A 19,855-nucleotide genomic window follows, 5' to 3' on the forward strand; every position below is an offset into this window, starting at 1 on the left:
TCAGTCTCTTTTCAAATGCACGAGACCAATATTCTTGCATGCATCCAGCCGGGTTCGGGGGTTGATAAAACCGGGTTTCAGTTTGGTTGTATCAAAATCGAGGTAGCGGTACGCCTCGCGCGCCTGTAACCCGCCCGCCTGCTGTAATGCGAATATCTCGTCGATCGGCCCCACTACCCAGAAATCCTTCCGGGACACAAGGGCTGCCGAATCGGCCTCCGTGTAAAAATACCCGGAATAGTAATTCAGTGTCGGACTTTCCCAGTTCATCACGTAAATATTATCCTCTTCCAGCCCGAGGTTCCTGATTTTGGCGGCAATGTGCTGCCCGGCCTGGTACCTTTGTAGTTCGTAGTAGAAATTGCCGTTCATCAGCACGTTCACCAGCACCGAAGCGCTGAGCGAAATACCTATCAACCGGTGCGGCCAGCCTTGGGTCACCCGCCACTCGTAAAATACCAGATACAGCGCCGGCAAAACCGGCAAAATAAGGGCATATGCTTTCACCGGAAACAAATAGAGGTTGATCAGCAGCCCCAGCAGGATCATAACCACTGCCACGAACTTCTGCATGCCATTGAGCAACCTGCTTTCCGTACCCTCCGCATTGACTTTTTCCAGCTCGCCGGCAATGAGGATCGCAAAAAACGGGAAAAGGATATTGAGGTAATGCGGCAAGCGGAAATTGGATGCCGAGAGAATGCAGAACATCACGACAATCGTCGTCCAGCTGAGTCCCTCGCTGTCCTTTTCAGGTGAAAATTTTCTTTTAATTAATGTAAACCCTCTTCTAAAAACAGCCCAGTACCCCAGCAGGCACCAGGGCAAAAGTGCCCATAGCAATGAATGGAAAAACAGGAACGGGTCGTTTCCGCCGGAGCTTCCCCAGTTCACGCCGTTGAGGCGCTCGGTATTCTGGTAAAAGAGGATAAATGCGACGCCGGAAGTACGGCTTATCCCGCGAATGACCTTGCCCGGATGGAGGTCATATTGCAAATAATAGGCATATAGCACCGGACTGATGAATACAAAGAAAAGCGGTATGGCCCAAACCCATTTCAGCGAAAACAAGAACCGCCAGTTGCGGGTGTATAGCAGCTGCGAGCCGACGGCGATCACCGGTACCGCTGCTCCCGACATGCCCTTCGTCGAAAACGACAATGCGAGCACAGCTGTGCCTGCGATCAGCATAGCGGGTTTCAATGTAACGGTGTATTCGTACAACAGCCAGGTGGCAGTGATGATGAATGAAAGCAGCAATGCGTCCATTCTGACGTCGTTATGAGCAAGAATGTACGCCTGTGTAGACACGAGGATCAACACGGCGTGCGTACCGGCTTGCCTGCCGTACAGCCGCCCAGCCAGCCGGTATGTGGCGTAAATGCCGGGGATCGCCAGCAGCAGGCTCGGCAATTTGTACGATAAGGTTCCGATTCCGAGCAACATATCCCCCAGCGCGGAGAGCCAGAAGAGCATATGCGGCTTGTCGAGGTAATCGCGGCCGCGATCGATGAGGCTCACGTAGTCGCCCGTGAGGTGCATATGCATGCCAATGAGCGCGTGGTGCGCGCTGTCGTTGTCAAACAGCGGCAGTAGCAAGCCCAGGATGTAAATCGACAGGATAAGGCCGGCATAGAGATACCGGATATAAGGCGGATGTGTTTGCATAAAAAATCTCAGGATCTCACTGGTTCGCTCGTTCTGCGCTCCTGTTTGGGCGTGTGGCCATTGCGGGTAGTAGGCTCGACCGGCCGCTCGATAATCTCCCGGATGGTGTACGGCGTTTTGCCGGATCCCTCGTAGTAGCTGCGCATAAGCATTTCGGCGATCAGCCCCATGAGCACGATCACAATGCCGGTAAGCGCCAGTGCCAGGCCCGCCAATGTACCGGTAGTCCCCGAAAACAGGTGAAACAATTGCCAGAGCAGCAGCAATATGCCTGCAACCAGGAAGCTCCCGCCCCATGCCCCAAAAAGATGCATGGGCTTTTTCATCCAGCGCTGCATGTAAACCATCAGCAGCAGATCGCCCAGCACGCGCGTGGTGCGACCGAGGCCGTATTTGGATTTCCCGAAGCGGCGCCTGTGGTGGCGCACGGGCACTTCGGTCATGCGGGCGCCGGTGATGTTGCCCAGCACGGGAATGAACCGGTGCAGCTCGCCGTATAGCCCGAGGCGTTCGGCGGCCTCCCTGCGAAAGACTTTCAGTGTGCAGCCGTAGTCGCGCAGGTGTACGCCCGTGAGGTTGCGGATCATGGCATTGGCCATACGGCTGGGTAGTTTGCGAAGCAGCCAGCCATCGAGGCGGTTTGCACGGTAGCCCGCCACAATGTCCCAATGCCCGCTGCGGGCGTGGTCGAGCATCGCGGGGATATCGGCCGGATCGTTCTGGAGGTCGCCGTCGAGCGTAACAATGTATTCGCCCGAAGCGTGGGTGATGCCGGCGGCCATGGCGTTGGTCTGCCCGAAGTTACGGGTCATGACAATCACCTTCAAACGCTCGTCGCTGGCCTGTTTCAGCATTTTTACGGTATTGTCCGTAGAACCATCGTCCACCGCTACAATCTCGTAATCGAAGTTCTTCATCGTGTCCCGCACGGCATCGAGCAAATGGGGCACATTATCCTGCTCATTGAAAAGGGGGATAACAATTGAAAGTTGGCAACCATGGTTTTTCCTTATTTCGGGAAACAAATCATACGATGCGTGCAGATCGAAAAATCCTTCCATTCTAATCGAAACAATGTGGTCGTTGATGCGTAAGGACAGCCGGCGTCCTTTTCGGTGCCAACAATGGATCGATGGTTATTGGTTTACACAAACAGCACAACTAACAATTTGATAACAAATACAATACGTAAATCCTGATTATTTTCTATTTGACCACAATGGGGAAACATTGAATTAAAATCAAAGATAAACCTTGCGAAACATCATCGGGATATCATACTATTTCCATTAATAATTTTACTAAATTCGATACAAGTCACCTCGTTATTCTTCACGTTCTATGAAACATCGTTTACTCATCATTCCCCTGCTGTTGCTGTGTGCTCATGTGTCGTTTTCACAAACGCCAAAAGGGGCCATCGACGCATTCACAGCAAGTACCGGCGCGCTGCCTACGATCGATCCCGCTACCGGGTCATTGAGCTTCCTCCGTTTCCCTGCCCAACGGGCGTTACAGATCAACGGCGGCGATGCTCAACAGAAGTCGATGAATTTTATTTCCCAATACAAAACCCTTTTCGCCATCCGCGACGGCGAGGACGAGTTTCGTTTACGGGAGCAAAAGACGGACAACTATGGTCTGCAAAACGTAACATTGCAGCAAACATATAAGGGCGTACCGGTGTACGACGGCCTGATGAAGTTCCATTATAACAGTGCACAAGGCCTTACGGCCCTGAATGGCAACTTTATTTCCGAAATCAAGGTCAACGTGGTGCCTACGCTCGCGCAGCACGAGGCCGAATCGATTGCTGCCGGGCTGGTTACCACGCAGCAACTGGGCAAATCGTCGGTGCCGGTGAAAGTTAACAAAAGCACCCTCTGTATTTTCCAGAAAGGGCTCGCCCAGGGCTTCAATGGATCGAAGTTCCTGGTGTATGAAGTAGAAGTGCGGAATGATGCCGATGTGCGCGAGTTCCTGTTTATCGATGCGCACGACGGCCAGCTTGTGGAGCAATTCAAGGGAATGCACAATATTACCAGAAAGCTCTACGAAACTTCCGTCACCGTCGCCAATTTGAAGTGGCAAGAGGGCGACGCCTTTCCCGGCACGCTCGATCAGTGGCAGCAGTCGGAAGTGGAAAGTTCGGGTTTTATATACAATCTGATGAAGAATGCATTCGGGTATGTATCCTTCAATGGAGGGGACGCGGCGATGATCACGATCAACAACAACCCGAACATCAACTGCCCCAATGCCAACTGGAACGGCGCCACCGCTAACTACTGTACCGGAACCGCCACCGACGACGTGGTGGCGCACGAATGGGGCCACGCCTACACCGAATATACCAGCGGGCTGATTTACCAATGGCAGCCCGGCGCGTTGAACGAGGCCTATTCCGATATCTGGGGCGAAACCGTGGATCAGCTCGACGGCTACATGGATAGCGGCGAATCCAATGCCCTTCGTACGAGCTGCGGCAGCTCCGCCCGCTGGCAGGTAGGCGAAAAAGCCACCGCATTCGGCGGGGCGCTCCGCGATATGTGGGACCCGACCTGCAAAGGCGACCCCGGCAAAGTAAGCGATCCGCAATACTGGTGTGCCAATTCCGATGAGGGCGGCGTGCATACTAACAGTGGCGTAATTAACCACACCTATGCATTGCTGGTGGACGGGGGCACTTATAATGGTCAAACCATCACCGGCATCGGCCTCACCAAGGCTGCCCACATTTTCTGGCGGGCGCAGTCGATCTACATGACGGCCACGACGGACTTCGCCGCACAGGCAGACATCCTGGAAGCCGCCGCCAACGACCTGATCGGCATTAACCTGCAAGGTTTGTCGACAGGTACCTCGGCACCGGGTGCGTCGGGCCAGATTATCACGGCGGACGACGTTGCCCAATTGGTGAAGGTGATCACGGCCGTGGAGCTTCGGTCGGCCACCAATTGCGGGTTCCAGGCCACACTCGCACCCGCACCTGCATTATGCGAGGGTGCGAACGCGGGCCTGGCGATTTTTTACGAAGGTTTTGAATCGGGCCTTGGCGGATTTACGACTTCTTTCTCGACCTCATCCGCAGGCTGGGTAAGCCGCCAGTGGCAACAGGTGGTTGCTCCGGGCGGACGCGCCGGCCATGCCGCTTTTGGCATCGACTACCAGGGAGGCAATTGTAACACGGCTACCAACCAATCGGGCATTATCCGGATCGAAAGCCCCGTCATCACGATCCCCGCCGGCACTGCGGGTGACCTGGTGATGGCATTCGACCATTACATTGCACTGGAAGACAGCTGGGATGGAGGCAATATCAAGTTCAGCATCAACAACGGGGCCTGGACAGAAGTACCTCCCGCCGCATTTATCGCTAATGGATATAACAATGTCCTTACCTCTTCGGCAGCGGGCAGCTCCAATCCGCTGGCAGGCCAGTTTGCATTCACGGGAACCGACCAGGGCTCGGTAACCGGCTCGTGGGGCCAGAGCCAGATTAACCTAAACGCCGCCGGTATCGGTCTGGTCCCGGGCAATACCATCAAGTTCCGCTTCGAGGTGGGTACCGATATTTGCGGCGGTGTGGAAGGCTGGTATGTGGATGATATCCGGGTGTTTACCTGCGCGGTGACGCCGGCAGTTCACTTCGCAGCGGCCAGCGCCATCGTGAACGAGGGCGAAGCGACTACTGTGGACCCGTCGGGCTGTCTCAAATATGTCGACAAAATGATCAGCATCGGAATAGACAAAGCTCCGACTCAACCGGTAACCGTTACATTCAATACTCCTACCGGCACGGCCAAGCAAGGTGCAACCGGCGATTACATCATTTCGCCATCGTCCGTCACGCTCCAAGCGGGCTCGTTGAACACAAACGTTACCGTACGGATCCTGAACGATGCCTATGTGGAAGGTCCGGAGACGATCAACCTTTCCTATGCGCTGAATGCGAATGGCGGAAATGGCTACGCGGCTAGTACCCTGCAAAATTTCGAACTGACGATCAACGACGACGACCTTCCCCCCGGCAATTACACCGAGGAACTGCTGAGCTCCAACTTCAACAATGGTCAGCAGGGCTGGAAAGCGATCAATGGGGGCAATTCGTACCATACGTGGGCAATAGCCCAGTACAGCAATGCAGGTTTCGAAGACGGATCACCGTTTTTCTTTGTGAATAGCGCCATTAACAATGCTTACATACTGGATGAAATCCTGGAATCGCCCGTCATCAATACATCGGCGAGGAAAAACCTGGTACTCAGTTTCAGGCAAATATGGGAACGGCAAGTGGGCGATTTCGCGGAAACGGGCACGGTGGAAGTATGGGATGGGACAGCCTGGCAAACCCTGGTAACGCAAAATGAAGCAACCGGTAACCTCGGGAGCCTGCTTGGCTACACGTCCACGTTGACGACAATCAACATACCGGATGCTTATGCGAACGTCAACATGAAAATCAGGTTCCGGTATATTTCCCGCTCGGAAATATGGTGGGCGATCGACGATGTGAAGCTGACCGCCGCCCATTCAAACCAGATCCTGTCGACGGTGAACAGCGGCAATGCGGCCAGGCAATACCTCGGGCCGAACGAAACCGCGGTTTTCTACGACCCGGCAACCGGCAATCTGATGGCCAAAATCAAGAACCTGAGCGCGCATGATTACGGCTGTACCACGGTGGAAATCGACCGTGCAGGCGCCAACGGCACTCCCTGGCTGGGCAGTTATCAGGTAACCAACAAAACTTTCAAAGTAACGCCTACAAACAACAACCCGGCCGGCCAGTACGAGATCACGCTCTACTACAATGCCTCCGAGCTGACCACATTCACGCCGGCGAACATCCAATCGATGGGTAAAACGTCGGGCACCATTGCCACGGCCGGGGCTGCAAATACTACGCTCGCAGAGGTGGTCGACAGCCCGGCGTTAACCAGCGACTATGCATTCACCGCCACTTTCAACACCGGGTTCTCCGGTTTTGGCCTTTCGAACGCGCCTCCGGGAGCCGCATTGCCCGTGACGCTGGTGGATTTCGAAGGCAAAAACACATCGGAAGGCAATGTGCTCCAATGGACTACGAGCTCGGAAAGCAACAACGATTATTTCGCCATTGAAGAAAGTACCAACGGCAAAAACTTCACCGAGTCGGGGCGTGTGAAGGGTGTCGGTAATGCTTCCGTGACGACCCGTTACGACTTCACCGACGTGGATTTCAACAAGGGCATTACCTATTACCGCCTCAAACAAGTTGATTTTGACGGCAAATACGCGTACAGCCGCATGATCGCGATCGATGCGCCGTCGGCAGGCAACATCCGCTTCTATCCCAATCCGGTGCAATCGGCGCTCGACATCGAGCTGCCGAACCTGCAACGCAATTGGGTCAATGCGAGGGTGATCAATGCTTCGGGCCAGGAGGTGATCGTGAAGGAACGGGCGGTCGTTCAAAACGGCAGGCTGAATATCCAGCTGGGCAAGCTGCCGGCGGGTATTTACCAGGTGTTGATTGCCAACGACAAAGTCAGTTACCGGTTGTCGGTTTTCAAACCGTAATCCACTGGAAGTATACCAAAGAGGGCTGCATGAAACGTGCAGCCCTCTTTTTTTGCTTTAATACCTGTTAATAAACCTCATCCATCACCTTCGTCAGCCAGTCGGCGACGACCTGCGCATTCGCGTCCTGGTTATGGATAATTACATTCCCGATTTGCCGGAGCAGTAAGGCGGAATAGGTTTTCTTATCGGCATCATAAGTGTAAGCGTAAAAGCGCGTAAGGCCCAGGTCGGCCCCGCCGTTGGCCGGTTTTGAGAGGCTGTCGCCCTTTATCTTGCGGGAAGCGCTGACGTATTTATCCAGATCGCCGGCGGCTATCCTGGTGGCAGCAATCGTCGTTTGAGCGATGTTGGCCTCCATTTCCGGCTTCGAAATCGTCGATTTCAACTCGACGTCATTCCAGCTTGCCGGCTTGTCGTAGGTTCGCACCTGCCCATCCTTGTCGATCAAAAAACCTTTGAACTGGTTTCCCCAGGCCTGGTTGGTATAGTGTATTTCAAAATAAATCTCCTGCTCGTTGGCTACCACGACGTCGTCGGAGCAGGAAACACACAACGAGGCCAGCATGCTTAAAATCAGGATCGGGATAATGCATAAAGCTTTCATATTGCAACTAGCGGATTGACCTAAAATTAATCATTTTCCACCGTTGAATGACCATGCGCACCTCTGAATAGTTGGAACAAAAATGCCCCGCCAAACGACGGGGCATTGCAATACCGCTAAAAGACGTAATTTAATATCAATAAACTACTCCACAGCCACATATTTGCCAGAGCAAGCCTCGATACAGCCGTAACCCAGCGTGACCTTCGCAGCCGAGAGGTCCGAATAAAACCAGATGTGCGACGGCTGGCTCCGGTCGATCGGGATCAGCTCCACCCGCTTGTCGTCGAGCACTTTATATGCGTTGAACAAAGGCACCGAAGATTGTCCCTGGCCTTTTGTCTCTATAAACTCTCCGTTTTCCTTAAACTCGATGGTATGGGCTACGTCGGCCGTCACTTCGCGGTAGGTACCGCTGCCATCACCCGGGTCCGCAAGGTATTCGGTAAGCTTCCATTTGCCGATCAGGCCGTTGTTTTCCTTCATGGCTCTTTTAGCTGTGTCGTCGATTGGGTCGGCGGTTTCGTTCTTGCAGGCCATCACCGTCCAGAGGAGCATCAGCGCAAAGAGTAAGCGGGTAGTTTTCATGGGCTAAGAATTAAATTGGTTTCGGTTACATAGATTCGCCCGTTTCATTTTTCGTTGGAACAGCCGGAAAATTTTGTAACCAAAACCACCCATTCATCGCCGCCATCATTTACGGATCGTCCGGAAAGTGAGATTAATCCGCGGGCCGTTCTGTGTTTTCGATTTCGGAATGCGGTGCTCCCAGGTGTGCTGTAAATCGCCCTTCATAATCAGCAGCGAGCCGTTTTCCAGCGTCAGCCCGTATTTCCTCGAATGGTCGGGACGGTACCGGAACTCGAATCGCCGCTCCTGCCCTATACTCACCGACGCGATCACGGGATTGCGACCGAGCTCATCCTCATTGTCGCCATGCCAGGCCACCGAATCGTTGCCATCGCGGTAATAGTTGAGCAGTACGCTGTTGAACATAAAACCCGTCTTCCGCTCTATCTGCTCTTTGAGGCCTGCGAGCTCGTCCGTCCATGCGTAGGGCTCAAACTTTGTGCCGGAAAACGTATACGATTTGTCGGTATCGCCGTACCAGGCCATGAGCCTGGGTGCGGTCACTTCCTTGCCGTACATCTGCATTACCTGCTGCCGCCACGGTACTTCCGCAATCCACTGGCGCATGAGCCCGGTGCATTCTGCCGCCGGTATGAAGCCGGGATAATATTCGAGCAGATCCTCGGGGAATTGAAGGGCCTCCTGCGAGCTAAAAAGACTTAATTGTTTCATGTAGTTTGCTGATCAATGTTTCCGAAACATAACAACAAACTATCCAAAAAAGTCTAAGCCGTAGTGTCAAACCTGCTCCGCCGCCACTGGCTTCGCTACGGCATTTCCCTGCTCCACCCATTGCACTTTCACATTTTGTACTTCCGCCTGACGGGCTATTTCCGCCTCCATGTCCGGGAACTGGTGGTACATACCTTCTTTGTGAAAGCCATAATGAATGGGCACCAGCACATCGGCATGCAGCAGGCGCGTTACGGTAATCGCCTGGATGGGTGTGAGCGTAATGGGCACCGGACTTGGCTCCACACGCGGAATATTCACTACCGCTCCGTTCACAGGTAAGAACACGGCATCAAAATGCTGCCAGGTTTTGCCCAGTTGCCAGAACTGGTTATGCCACATCGTATCGCCGCCGTGCAGGATACGCTGGCCGTCGGCCTCGATCACCCACGAAACCTGCTTATCGCCCACGCCATCCATCGCAAATACGGCTGTAACTGTGAAATTGCCGATTTGCTGCGGCGCATTCAGCGCGAGTGCCAGCGGCGCGAAACCGTCGTTGGTCACCTCGGCGGCGATCTGCTCTGAAACGACGAAACGGCCTTCCGGTTTCAGTACGGAGCGGATTGCCTCGGGGTCGTAGTGGTCCGAATGCAAGTGCGTGATCAACACCACGTCCGCGGCCGTGTTTCCTACAAATTGAAATGGTTTTTCCGGCCCGATGGCCGCGCCGCGTTGGTAATTCTGTACGGCATCTATGAGTAATATCTGGCCATTGGATTCCACTTTCAGGCCTGCCCAGGATAATCTTTGAAGTTTCATGTGCTGTTCTTTTTAGTACATGACAAAAGTATTTGTTTTAGACATATGAGAAAAATGATTTATTTTTATCAAAACAATGAACAATACTCATACAATGCTAACACTTCAACACCTCTATATCATCGAAAAAATTACCAGCGAGGGCTCGGTAACCAAAGCCGCCGAGAAGCTGAACCTTACGCAATCGGCGCTGAGCCACCAGATCCGTGATCTGGAAGCAGCCAGCGGCGTCAAACTCTTCAACAGGATTGGGAAGAAGCTCGTGCTGAACGAAGCCGGCCAGCGCGTGGTGAGCAGCTCCCAAAAGGTACTGCCGGTGATCCGTGAACTGGAAGCGGAGCTGAAAGAAATGCGCGAAGGGAAGAAGCAAACGATCCGCATCAGCACCGAATGCTACACCTGCTACCACTGGCTGCCACGGCTGCTCATCGATTTTCATGAGGAATACCCGGGCACCGACATTCAGATCATAGCCGAAGCAACGCGCCGCCCGATGGAGTACCTCGAAGCCGGAAAACTCGAACTCGCGCTGGTCAACGGGACGAATAGCAACAGCAGTCTGCATTTCGAGCCGCTTTTCGAGGATCGGATGGTGGCGTTACTTTCCGATAAGCATCCGCTTGCATCGCGCAATACGCCGCTCGAATTTTCGGATATTCATTCGGAAACGCTAGTGGCGTTCCAGATCAGCAGCGCTAGTAACCTGCTTTCGCCGGACCTGGTGTCGCAGCTTTCCCCTAAAAAAATCATCTACATTCCGATGACCGAGGCCATTGTGGAAATGGTGCGGTTTGGGATGGGCATTACCGTTATGGCCGAATGGGCAGCCCGCCAATACCTGAGCACGGGCGGGCTTATGACGCTTCCTTTCCGTTCGGAGATCGGTACACGTCACTGGTACGTCTGCACGCATAAAGACCGGAGCGATGCGCTGAGCGGGCTCGTGGGCAGGATACAATCGGCTTTGCTGGGAACTGAAAACCCGGTGATGGCCTGATGTCAGGGCATTTCGTAGCCGGTAATGCCCTGTTGTCTCAATTTTTTCATGAGAAGGTTGCGCCCGCGCAGAAGCTGCGAACGCGAGGTACTGTCGGTAATGGAAAGCGCCTGGGCGATTTCGATGTGCGAATAGCCGTCGATGAGGCTCAGACTGATGATCCGTTTGTAACCCTCGGGTAGTTGCGCGATCATTTCGTCCACGATCCCGATCCCAAGGCGGTCGATCATGCAGGTATGGTCGTTGGACTCAAAATCCAGGGGCGAAAAGTCCATCGAATGGTTTTTTGCCTCTTTCTTCGTGACGCGGTGGTAATAATTAATAGCCGTGCGGGTAACCACTGCCCGCATCCAGCGTTCGATCGATTCGATGTTCTGCACTTCATCGAGGTGCCTGAAAATCTTCACGAATGACTCCTGGTAAATATCCTCCGCCTCCATGCGCGTCCGTGCGAACCGCGCGCAGATACGCATGAGCTCGGTGCGAAAGCGGTTATAGAAGAGCGTCTGCGCGCGCTGGTCGTTCTGCTGGCAAGCCCTGACGAGGTCGGTCAGCGTGCGGTAATTCTTTTTGGTTGATGCCTTCATGAGCTGTAAAAGGAAGTTGGGTAGTTGACAGACTGGTATTTGATGTCTGTTTATACCGCCCGGCGTGCAACCTTATCAGCAAGTGACAAAAATTTTAAAAATAAAAAGGCCGGAAGCAAAAATGCTGCTTCCGGCCCTGATACTTCATTCATTTAATTAAAATTTATAAGCCACGCTCAATGTCGAGTTCCTCGGCTTTTGCGGGTTCACCGACCAGTAACCGATATAATATTGCTTATCAGTAATATTATTGACGTTCAATGAAATGCGGAAATGACTGGCATTATAGAACACGCTCGCGTTCAGCAAAGTGTAGCTCGGCAGCATGAATACGCCCGTCTTACTGTTATCAATCACCTTGTATTCTCCGGCGTAGTTTCCGCCGATACCCAACCCTGCGTTTTTCAAAGTGCCGCTGCTGATGCGATAAGTAGCCCAGAAATTGGCGAGATTCTGCGGTCCCTGCCCGCCAATCACACGGCCGGGCTCGCTGTAAAAGTCCTCGGGATCGCCCGAGATCACTTTGGTTTTGTTGTGACTGAAACCGGCAATGAGGTTCAGACCAGTGAGTGGGTTAGCCACAATGTCCAGCTCAAAACCTTTGCTCCCCACTTTGCCGCCCTGGTTGTAATCGAGAATATTGGCGGGATCAGGCATCACGCGATCCGACACTTTGATGTCGTACACCGAAAGCGTAGCAGCTAGTTTGTCGGAAAACAGGTTGGTTTTAATACCATATTCCCATTGATCGGCATGTTCCGGACGGAACGATTTCACCCGGGGATTCGTACCGTCGGCATCGGTAACCCGGCGCGGAGCCACATTAATGAATGCATTCATGTAGTTGGCAAAAAGCGACACCTTGTCGATCACCGGCTGGTAGACGATCCCGAACTTCGGCGACAGCGCCCATTGGTTATAGTCGTCGTCGGAAGTACTGCGGTCTCCTTTTGAATCGTAATGATCCGCACGCAAGCTTACCATCGCGCTCAGTTTCGGAGTGAAATTCAGCACGTTGGAGGCATAGAAACCTAGCGATGAGTTACTGATATTGCTTGGGCCGCCTTCGGCTCCGGCCAGCAGGTTATCCACCGAAGCCCGCGTGAGGTACACGGGTGCAAGCGTGTCGCCCGAGTACGGATCGACGTAGTTGACATCCCCCTGCGGCGTTACATTACGCGCCCGGCCCCAGCCTGAGCCATTGTCGATGACGTTTCTTTTGAAGTAATCCACGCCTACCAAAAGCCGGTTTCGCATGTTGCCGATCTTGAAATCGCCGTTGAAATTTTGCTGGATATCCGTGGTACTCATCGTTTGCTGCTCATTGTGGAAGTACTGGCTGAACCAGTTGTCGCCTGAAACATCGTCCCAGATGTAGGTGTAAATACCGGCCGACTTCACCGTTCCTCTCGAAAAGACCGTCTGCGAAGTCCATTGATCCGAAAGCTTATAAACCGCCTGCGCCTGCAAATTGAAACGCGGATTGCGGATCGACAGGTCGTTGGAAGTGAACGACAGGCGCGGGTCGAGGTTGAGCTCTCTTAGGTTTTTGAATGGCAACGGACTCGAACGGTCGGAATGGAAAAATACCGGCGCCACGGCCCTCTCTTCTTGGAGGATTTCGGTCAGGAAATGGAAGGTAAGCCTGTCGTTTGCCTCATACACGAGCGCAGGCGCGATGAAGAACGACTTTTTGAAACCTGCGTCCTGGAAGCTGTTTTCTGAGTGGTAGGCGGTGTTCACGCGCAATGCGATCTTGTCGGCTTTGCTGAGCGGCGTGTTTATGTCGGCGGTAACGCGGTTCAATCCGAAGCTCCCGGCATTGTAGCCGATTTCTCCGCCAAACTGGTGGTAGGGCTTCTTAGTGATGGTGTTGATAATACCGCCATAACCATAAAAAGAGCCTCCAAACAACGTGCTGGAAGGACCTTTGATTACCTGGATCTCCTCCACATTGGACGGATCGAGGTTGCCGCTGGTAATGCCGGGAAGGCCATTGTAAAGCAGCGGCTGCGCTTCGAAGCCCCGCAACGCAAAGTAGGAAGCCCCGTCGGTTCCCCTGCCCGTCGATTCCCAGGTGCGCGCAATACCCGGCACATTGCGCAGGGCATCGTCGTAGCTGGTAATGCCCTGCTGCTTCATGATCTCGGAAGAAACAGTGCTGTAAACCTGCGGGTTTTCGAGCTTCTTCAAGGGTATTTTGGCCACGATCACATTCTCGCGGTTCAGGTTGCGGGCAGAGACCATCACTTCCTGTAACTGCGAAGCATTTTCTTTGAGCGTAAAATCCACGGAGGCGGTACCGCCCGCCGTCACCTCGATTGTCTGCTCCTGTTTTTCCAAACCAATAAATGAAGCTACCAGCCTGTGTAACCCGGGCTGAATGTTCCTGATCTGGTATTTGCCATTTCGGTCGGTCAATGCGCCTTTGGCGGTACCTTTTACATTAACGGTTACGAGTTCCACCGGTTCGCCGTCGGCAGTACGGACTGACCCACTGATCGTTCCGCTTTGTGCAAATACCTTTGTAACAGCTAAATAGAAAATAAGAGCGAGTAGAAATAACCTTTTTGTCATAGCGTAAATTTAGATTTTGCTCAAAAATATTATTTAAACTAAATCTAAACAACAAAATACAACAAAGAAAAACGGGGCTCGTACGATCCGTCCGCACGGCAATTCGCCCCGCTATTTCAGCTTACCTGAATTGACATAGAAATCTGAAAGAAGTGCCAGGAATTCATCCTTGCGCCGGCGCGACACCTCGATCTCGGTATTATCGCTCATCCAAATCTGGCCGCCATCGCCTTTGACGTACCGCTTGATGTGTTCGAGGTTGATGATGTTGGATTGATGCACCCGGAAGAAATAGTAGTTGTCCAGGATCTCCTCATACTCTTTCAAAAGCCGTGAAACGACGATCGCAGGACCTTTTACGAGGTGAAATTTGGTGTAGGAACCCAACGATTCGCATTGGATAATATCGGTCATCTGCACAAAATGAATGCCCTCCGCCGTAGGTAATGCAATGCGCTGGTTGTCGTTTCGCTTCCGTTCGATCAGTCGCGGCGTGCGAACCGGGTCCAGCTGCTCCTGCAAAATCCGGAGCTGTTCGGGATTCACACTCCCTACCCTGTCCCTGAACTTCCCGACAGCCGTTTGAAGCTCGTCCGGATCAATAGGTTTGAGTAAATAGTCGATCGCGCTGAAACGGAACGCGCGAATGGCGTATTCCTGATAGGCCGTTGTGAATATCACCCCGAAATCCACCTTTTCGAACGTGGAAAGCAGGTCAAATCCACTTTTACCCGGCATTTGAATGTCGAGAAAAATCAGGTGGGGCCGCTCTTTCCGGATCAGCTCAATCCCGATGTCGGCATTGCGGGCTTCCCCGCACACCTCCACCTCCGGGCAGACGATCCGCAGCAGGTTAGTGAGCGCTTCCCGGGCATTGGTCTCATCGTCGATGATGACGGCGCGTAAAGATGGGTTCATAAGCTATACGTTTTCAATCGGGATGATCATTTTTACGAGCGTTCCGGCCGGTTTCTTGTCGTGGTCGAAAAGGTCTATCATTTCAATGCGTGCCTCGCTGTCCTTTTGCCGCAGCGCCTCGAAAATGCCCCGCGTCATCTCCTGTCCTCTCGAAATATGTCCCTCCATGCGCGGCGCAAAGTCACGGCCCACGCCATTATCCTCGATCGTGCACACAATATGGCGGTCGCTGAGCCTGGCTGTGATCGTCAGCTTCTTTTCACCTTCCTTGGGCATCAGCCCATGCCAGATCGCATTTTCTACGTAGGGCTGCAAAAGCATCGGAGGCAGCTGCGCATCGAGCAGCAGGTCATTTTCTTCAATATCAAATGAATAACTAAACTCGTGGTTGAAGCGGAATGACTCGATCTCGACATACATTCTGAGCGTATCGATGATCTTCTCGAACGACAGGTACTGATGATTGGAATTCTCCATAATGCGCCGCACCAGCTTCGAAAATTTGGAAAGGTACTTGGCTCCCTCCACCCCGCGGTTGGTAAGCAGGTAATTCTGCACCGAGTTGAGGGAGTTGAATAGAAAATGCGGATTCATTTGCGACTGCAATGCTTTGAGGCGCCATTCGGTAATCTGGTGATCGAGGCGGTTGCGCTCGGCCAATGTGCTTACCCGCCAGCGCATCATCGCAACGATCAGCCCCGCGATGGTGAGGCCGATCAGCACACGAAAAAACAGCGTATTCGTAAAGTAAGGCCGGATCGAAAGCTGGATCACAAGCGGCTCCTTGCTTGCAATGCCAGACGCATTGCTGCTTCGTATGCGTAATGTATACGAGCGCGCAGGCAGGTTCGCGAATGAAACCGTATGATCATTCCCAAGGTCCGTCCACTCGTCATCGTAGCCTTCCAGCTGGTAGTTGAAGCGGTTCTGCGACGCGGGTTCGAAATTCAACGGCGTAAAACTGAAACTAACCGAATTCTCGTCCGGTTGAAGGATAATTTTTTTCGCCTCGTCCTGAAATACCTTTTTTCCCTTCACTTCCACTGTGGACAGCACAATCTCCGGTGCATGCACGTTCCCGCTAAGCCGCCTGACATCGAGGATGTTCAATGCATTGATATATCCCAGCAGCAATTCTCCCGGGGCATGGTAATAAAAACCCACCGGCGCATTACTGCGGAGGCCCTCGATGGTGGTCAGGTAACGAACCGAGCGCGTTTGAGGGTCGGCCACATGGATACCCTCATTGGTACTAAACCACAACTTGCCGTCGGGCATCTCGGCGATGTTGGAGCAATAGGTGTCTTTTAAAGTACCGGACCTGAAATCGAACGAATCCTGGATCAAACCATTGGGTGCTATCCTGGAAACGCCGCCCCAGCTAGCCACCAGTACCGAACCGTCGGACGCTACCTGAATGGCATTGATGCAGTCGCCGCCCAATCGTCGGTCCTTGTTGACAGCCAGCTCCCGGATGTTGGTAAAAGTCCCTTTTTTCTCATCAAAAAAGAACAACCCCCTCGAACAGGTTGCGATCCAGATCCTGCCATCGGGCGTTTCGCGCATTGCTTTGATATAACTCTGATGGACCAGCTTCCTGCCCTGTTCCGGCGGCCACAAATGCAGTTCCCGGTTCGTGGCCGGGTCGAGCACTTTCAGGCCTTCGTTCAGGCTGGCGATCCAAAGGCGGCCCTTGCTGTCCATTAACCCGTCGCGGAAATCGGTATTGTGAAACAGACCCGTTCCCGCCTGCCAGGGCTGAAAGCGCTCCGAGCTAGCGTCGCCTGTAAAAATTCCTTTATCGGTAAATGCAAACGCCTTTCCGCCGATCGTCCTCACCTTGTCGGCAAATGCCTCTTGCTGTCCATAGCGGTGCAATTTGAACCGGTTCGAAGCCGGCTGCCAATGCAGCACGCCCGAATGCGACAAACCCAGCCAATAGCTACCCTCCTGCGCGGGCTGGATGCTCGTCACCTGCACGGGCAAGCGCACTACGTCCGCCGGTATCGCCACCGTGCGCACGCCGATGTTCCGATAGCGGTATTTGAATATTCCGTCGCTGGTGCCCATCCACAGAATGCCATTCGCGACGTCGTCATACATGTCCTTGATGCGAATGCCCTGGTTGTAAAATTCAGGGAGATGGTAGAGCTCGTTCCGCCCCGGGTGGTACACGCTCACGCCGTCATTCGTCCCTACAAACAGCACCTTACCCCCATTCTCATCCAGTGACTCCCGTACGCAAACCACATTGTTTTGTTCAAAACCGGCTTTACGGATCGAGAAACGGTGGTCCGCCGGCGAATACTTCACCAACCCATATTCATAACCGCCTATCCACAGATTGCCCGCCGAGTCCTGTGAACCACGGCTCAGCCTGATTTTAATGCGGTTTTCGGGGTAAATAGCGGCCGGCCCCAGCACGCACACGAGCTTGTCGTGGCGGCGGTCGTAGAAGTACAGCCCGAGTTCCGAAACGATCCACAATACACGTTCGCGGTCCTCGAAAAAGCTGGCATACTGATACACATCACCGCCATTGCCCGAAGCCGCAAAAGTGTATCGGAAGAGCTTCTTTCGCGCGATGTCGTACCGCTGCACCGAAGTGTAGTCGCAAACCCACATCTGGTCGTACGAATCGACCATCCCTTGTTCATGCAGGTCGTTGCCGGTATCTTCGTCGTCATAATTATTCTGCACCAACGTACTCACCTCCATCGTATTACGATCGATCCGCGCGATGCCGCGTGTATCCACCGACGTGTACAAATCCCCCCTGGAATCCGTCGACACGCCGGAGCAATAGCCAAGCTGCAAACTATCCAGCCGTAGAAACGAATAGCCATCATAGCGGCAGAGATTCCGCCCCGTACCGATCCACAGAAAGCCACGGCGGTCCTTATTGAGGCACCAGACATCGTTGGAAGGCAACCCTTCTTTGGTCGTGAGATGTTCGAGCGAGAGCACGGGCATCTGTGCACAGACATTCGCGCCAGGCAGGAAAACGAGCATCAAAAAAACGATAATCCGCATGCGGGTTACAGAAAGCTGGACCAAATAATATCTTTAAGCGAAAGCGCCGGGCTTCTTACTCCCCCAACTGCGCCACCGCGGCATGGCGGTCCGGACGAGCGGCCCCACCAGCCCGCACCTGATGCCCGCCGCTATCCCCGCGCGCCTGACTCCTGGCCTCTTCGGCATTCAACTTCTCGACATAACAGAGCGCCAGCAACGCCGCGAAAGTAAGGTAAGCTAAAAATGTCTTCATAAGCGTAAGGGTGATCGACGTTCAAAAGAATACAAGGCTCAACAGGATCATCGCGGCGATCAGCAGCAATGCAATCCAATCGAACTCCCGGTCAAAAAATTTCCTGAGCTCCCCTTTTACCAACCTTCTCCCCTCCTTTTTTGCCGGGTTACCGCCTCTTTCCATACGCCTGTTGTTGATTTTTGATTGAGATGTCTTAAAAGTCGCCAGAATCGCCCGTGGAAAGGCCGCAGCTTCAAATCCGGCCGCCGTAAACACATAGCCGGCAGAAGGCACCTGATATCCGGAAAAGCATTTCATCCCCATTTTCCCCGACCGGCCACCCCATTTGTGAGCCGACACAGGGCATCTGCCCTACCCCAGAATGTTACCTGGATGTGAATTCAAAAAAATTTAAATTTTTTTAGACGTTTAAATTTCTAAATCTGAGCCATTTGCGAAATTTCCCGCATTTCCGCTCAAAAAATAGTGCTCTCAAAATTTGTTTGATAAAATCCCAATTGTACTTTTGCACCACGATACGGCGCTGCGGCAGACAGATCGAAACGAAAAAAGGCCTGAATGTTAAGTTTTCATGAAAGGTTAAAGTTTCGAGAGAGTCAGAAAAAGCGCCACTAACATATAGATCGATTCCGTAGCTCAGCTGGTAGAGCAATACACTTTTAATGTATGGGTCCTGGGTTCGAATCCCAGCGGGATCACTTAAAGAGATAACAAAAAGCATCAAAACCCTGCAAATCAACAGATTAGCAGGTTTTTTTCTTTTCCGGGTTATGCCAAAATATTCAATTTTTAACAAATTTTTGGTGGATCAGTCCGAAAACTTGGGGGGCGATAAAAAAGTAGTTGTTTTGCGATGAATCAATATTGAATGCATTGCAAGAGTCATATTTAGCCCTAGCCCGCTTCCTGTTACCCGAGGGGATCCTCGATTATTTCGAACTTTCCAAAATCGTTGAAGGCCTCACTGGTCTTCACATCTACCTGGAAGAAAAGAATCTTTCTCCTGCCGAATACAAAGATCAAAAATTAGAGTCCAAAGGCTTTCTGCCCGAGATATACATTCAGGATTTCCCGATTCGTAATCAGCGCGTTACACTCTGCATCAAGCGCCGTCGGTGGGAAGTCAAGGATACTGGTGAGATAGTCAGCAGGGACTGGAATGTAGTACAACAGGGAACTCGAATGACCAAAGAGTTTGCTGATTTTTTAAAAGGACTGTATTGATAATAACCCTGTTAGCTGCTCGCAGCTAGGCAAGTATTTCCATCTGGACGGTAAGCAGCTTCAGGAGCAGTATAAAAATCATATTAGCGATTACAAGGATTGGGATCAACGTGAGCATGCGGCAGAATGGCTTTTGTATCCAGAAAATGCCGGTCCATATTTAAGCATCGATGAGACCTCACTTTCCAATGGCGAACTTTATACTATTGTAACTAATAAGGCCACAAAGGAAGAAAAGGCTCTTTGTTAGCAATGGTGAAGGGTACGCAAGCAGCATCAGTGATTGGAATTTTGCGAAAAATACCCAAACGTATCCGCAG

At 52.6% G+C, this 19,855-nt stretch carries 15 protein-coding genes and 1 tRNA gene; 4 read left to right on the plus strand and 12 right to left on the minus strand.

Annotated elements, in window-relative coordinates:
* Together J2Y43_RS15580 and J2Y43_RS15585 are read right to left on the minus strand one after the other, a co-directional pair.
* On the minus strand, positions 1-1,668 hold the full coding sequence (locus tag J2Y43_RS15580) for a glycosyltransferase family 39 protein (protein WP_309984222.1): 1,668 nt from the start codon (positions 1,666-1,668) through the stop codon (positions 1-3).
* A gap of 8 nt (positions 1,669-1,676) precedes the next feature.
* Positions 1,677-2,729, minus strand: a complete 1,053-nt coding sequence (locus J2Y43_RS15585) for a glycosyltransferase family 2 protein (protein ID WP_309984225.1) — start codon at positions 2,727-2,729, stop codon at positions 1,677-1,679.
* A 280-nt stretch (positions 2,730-3,009) separates the two neighbouring features.
* Between J2Y43_RS15585 and J2Y43_RS15590 the strand changes: the two genes are divergently transcribed.
* On the plus strand, positions 3,010-7,230 hold the full coding sequence (locus tag J2Y43_RS15590) for a M4 family metallopeptidase (protein ID WP_309984227.1): 4,221 nt from the start codon (positions 3,010-3,012) through the stop codon (positions 7,228-7,230).
* A 67-nt stretch (positions 7,231-7,297) separates the two neighbouring features.
* On the opposite strand, the gene J2Y43_RS15595 is transcribed toward J2Y43_RS15590, so the two are convergent.
* The 4 genes from J2Y43_RS15595 to J2Y43_RS15610 form a co-directional block, all read right to left on the minus strand.
* On the minus strand, positions 7,298-7,837 hold the full coding sequence (locus J2Y43_RS15595; protein ID WP_309984229.1) for a hypothetical protein: 540 nt from the start codon (positions 7,835-7,837) through the stop codon (positions 7,298-7,300).
* A 144-nt stretch (positions 7,838-7,981) separates the two neighbouring features.
* A complete protein-coding gene (locus J2Y43_RS15600; RefSeq protein ID WP_309984231.1) occupies positions 7,982-8,425 on the minus strand; it encodes a hypothetical protein in 444 nt (147 codons plus the stop codon).
* A 105-nt stretch (positions 8,426-8,530) separates the two neighbouring features.
* Positions 8,531-9,139, minus strand: coding sequence for an alpha-ketoglutarate-dependent dioxygenase AlkB (locus J2Y43_RS15605; protein ID WP_309984233.1), 609 nt, complete (start codon positions 9,137-9,139; stop codon positions 8,531-8,533).
* 66 nt (positions 9,140-9,205) lie between these two features.
* Positions 9,206-9,961, minus strand: coding sequence for an MBL fold metallo-hydrolase (locus tag J2Y43_RS15610; protein ID WP_309984235.1), 756 nt, complete (start codon positions 9,959-9,961; stop codon positions 9,206-9,208).
* 94 nt (positions 9,962-10,055) lie between these two features.
* On the opposite strand from J2Y43_RS15610, the gene J2Y43_RS15615 reads away from it, so the two are divergent.
* Positions 10,056-10,958, plus strand: a complete 903-nt coding sequence (locus J2Y43_RS15615; protein WP_309984237.1) for a LysR family transcriptional regulator — start codon at positions 10,056-10,058, stop codon at positions 10,956-10,958.
* 2 nt (positions 10,959-10,960) lie between these two features.
* Here the strand turns inward: J2Y43_RS15615 and J2Y43_RS15620 are convergent, their stop codons facing one another.
* The 6 genes from J2Y43_RS15620 to J2Y43_RS15645 form a co-directional block, all read right to left on the minus strand.
* Positions 10,961-11,545, minus strand: a complete 585-nt coding sequence (locus tag J2Y43_RS15620; RefSeq protein ID WP_309984240.1) for an RNA polymerase sigma factor — start codon at positions 11,543-11,545, stop codon at positions 10,961-10,963.
* Positions 11,546-11,701: 156 nt separating this feature from the next.
* Entirely contained in the window at positions 11,702-14,122 is a 2,421-nt protein-coding gene (locus J2Y43_RS15625) for a TonB-dependent receptor (protein ID WP_309984242.1), read from the minus strand.
* 111 nt (positions 14,123-14,233) lie between these two features.
* On the minus strand, positions 14,234-15,040 hold the full coding sequence (locus J2Y43_RS15630) for a LytTR family DNA-binding domain-containing protein (protein WP_309984244.1): 807 nt from the start codon (positions 15,038-15,040) through the stop codon (positions 14,234-14,236).
* Between the two features lie 3 nt (positions 15,041-15,043).
* Positions 15,044-18,073, minus strand: a complete 3,030-nt coding sequence (locus tag J2Y43_RS15635; protein WP_309984246.1) for a two-component regulator propeller domain-containing protein — start codon at positions 18,071-18,073, stop codon at positions 15,044-15,046.
* Between the two features lie 55 nt (positions 18,074-18,128).
* Positions 18,129-18,308 (minus strand): hypothetical protein, encoded by a 180-nt coding sequence (locus tag J2Y43_RS15640; protein WP_309984248.1) that lies wholly within the window; start codon positions 18,306-18,308, stop codon positions 18,129-18,131.
* A gap of 21 nt (positions 18,309-18,329) precedes the next feature.
* A complete protein-coding gene (locus J2Y43_RS15645; RefSeq protein ID WP_309984250.1) occupies positions 18,330-18,608 on the minus strand; it encodes a hypothetical protein in 279 nt (92 codons plus the stop codon).
* A gap of 328 nt (positions 18,609-18,936) precedes the next feature.
* Between J2Y43_RS15645 and J2Y43_RS15650 the strand changes: the two genes are divergently transcribed.
* Positions 18,937-19,009 (plus strand) — tRNA-Lys (locus tag J2Y43_RS15650).
* Between the two features lie 175 nt (positions 19,010-19,184).
* Entirely contained in the window at positions 19,185-19,535 is a 351-nt protein-coding gene (locus J2Y43_RS15655) for a transposase (protein ID WP_409014429.1), read from the plus strand.
* Positions 19,536-19,855 lie beyond the last annotated feature (320 nt).

The sequence above is a fragment of the Dyadobacter sp. BE31 genome (assembly GCF_031457695.1).
Taxonomy (GTDB): domain Bacteria; phylum Bacteroidota; class Bacteroidia; order Cytophagales; family Spirosomataceae; genus Dyadobacter.

Bases quoted from the DNA above. Each gene is read 5' to 3' on its own strand.
- J2Y43_RS15580 (WP_309984222.1), bottom strand. From the start codon at position 1,668: ATGCAAACACATCCGCCTTATATCCGGTATCTCTATGCCGGCCTTATC.
- J2Y43_RS15585 (WP_309984225.1), bottom strand. From the start codon at position 2,729: ATGGAAGGATTTTTCGATCTGCACGCATCGTATGATTTGTTTCCCGAA.
- J2Y43_RS15590 (WP_309984227.1), top strand. From the start codon at position 3,010: ATGAAACATCGTTTACTCATCATTCCCCTGCTGTTGCTGTGTGCTCAT.
- J2Y43_RS15595 (WP_309984229.1), bottom strand. From the start codon at position 7,837: ATGAAAGCTTTATGCATTATCCCGATCCTGATTTTAAGCATGCTGGCC.
- J2Y43_RS15600 (WP_309984231.1), bottom strand. From the start codon at position 8,425: ATGAAAACTACCCGCTTACTCTTTGCGCTGATGCTCCTCTGGACGGTG.
- J2Y43_RS15605 (WP_309984233.1), bottom strand. From the start codon at position 9,139: ATGAAACAATTAAGTCTTTTTAGCTCGCAGGAGGCCCTTCAATTCCCC.
- J2Y43_RS15610 (WP_309984235.1), bottom strand. From the start codon at position 9,961: ATGAAACTTCAAAGATTATCCTGGGCAGGCCTGAAAGTGGAATCCAAT.
- J2Y43_RS15615 (WP_309984237.1), top strand. From the start codon at position 10,056: ATGCTAACACTTCAACACCTCTATATCATCGAAAAAATTACCAGCGAG.
- J2Y43_RS15620 (WP_309984240.1), bottom strand. From the start codon at position 11,545: ATGAAGGCATCAACCAAAAAGAATTACCGCACGCTGACCGACCTCGTC.
- J2Y43_RS15625 (WP_309984242.1), bottom strand. From the start codon at position 14,122: ATGACAAAAAGGTTATTTCTACTCGCTCTTATTTTCTATTTAGCTGTT.
- J2Y43_RS15630 (WP_309984244.1), bottom strand. From the start codon at position 15,040: ATGAACCCATCTTTACGCGCCGTCATCATCGACGATGAGACCAATGCC.
- J2Y43_RS15635 (WP_309984246.1), bottom strand. From the start codon at position 18,073: ATGCGGATTATCGTTTTTTTGATGCTCGTTTTCCTGCCTGGCGCGAAT.
- J2Y43_RS15640 (WP_309984248.1), bottom strand. From the start codon at position 18,308: ATGAAGACATTTTTAGCTTACCTTACTTTCGCGGCGTTGCTGGCGCTC.
- J2Y43_RS15645 (WP_309984250.1), bottom strand. From the start codon at position 18,608: ATGAAATGCTTTTCCGGATATCAGGTGCCTTCTGCCGGCTATGTGTTT.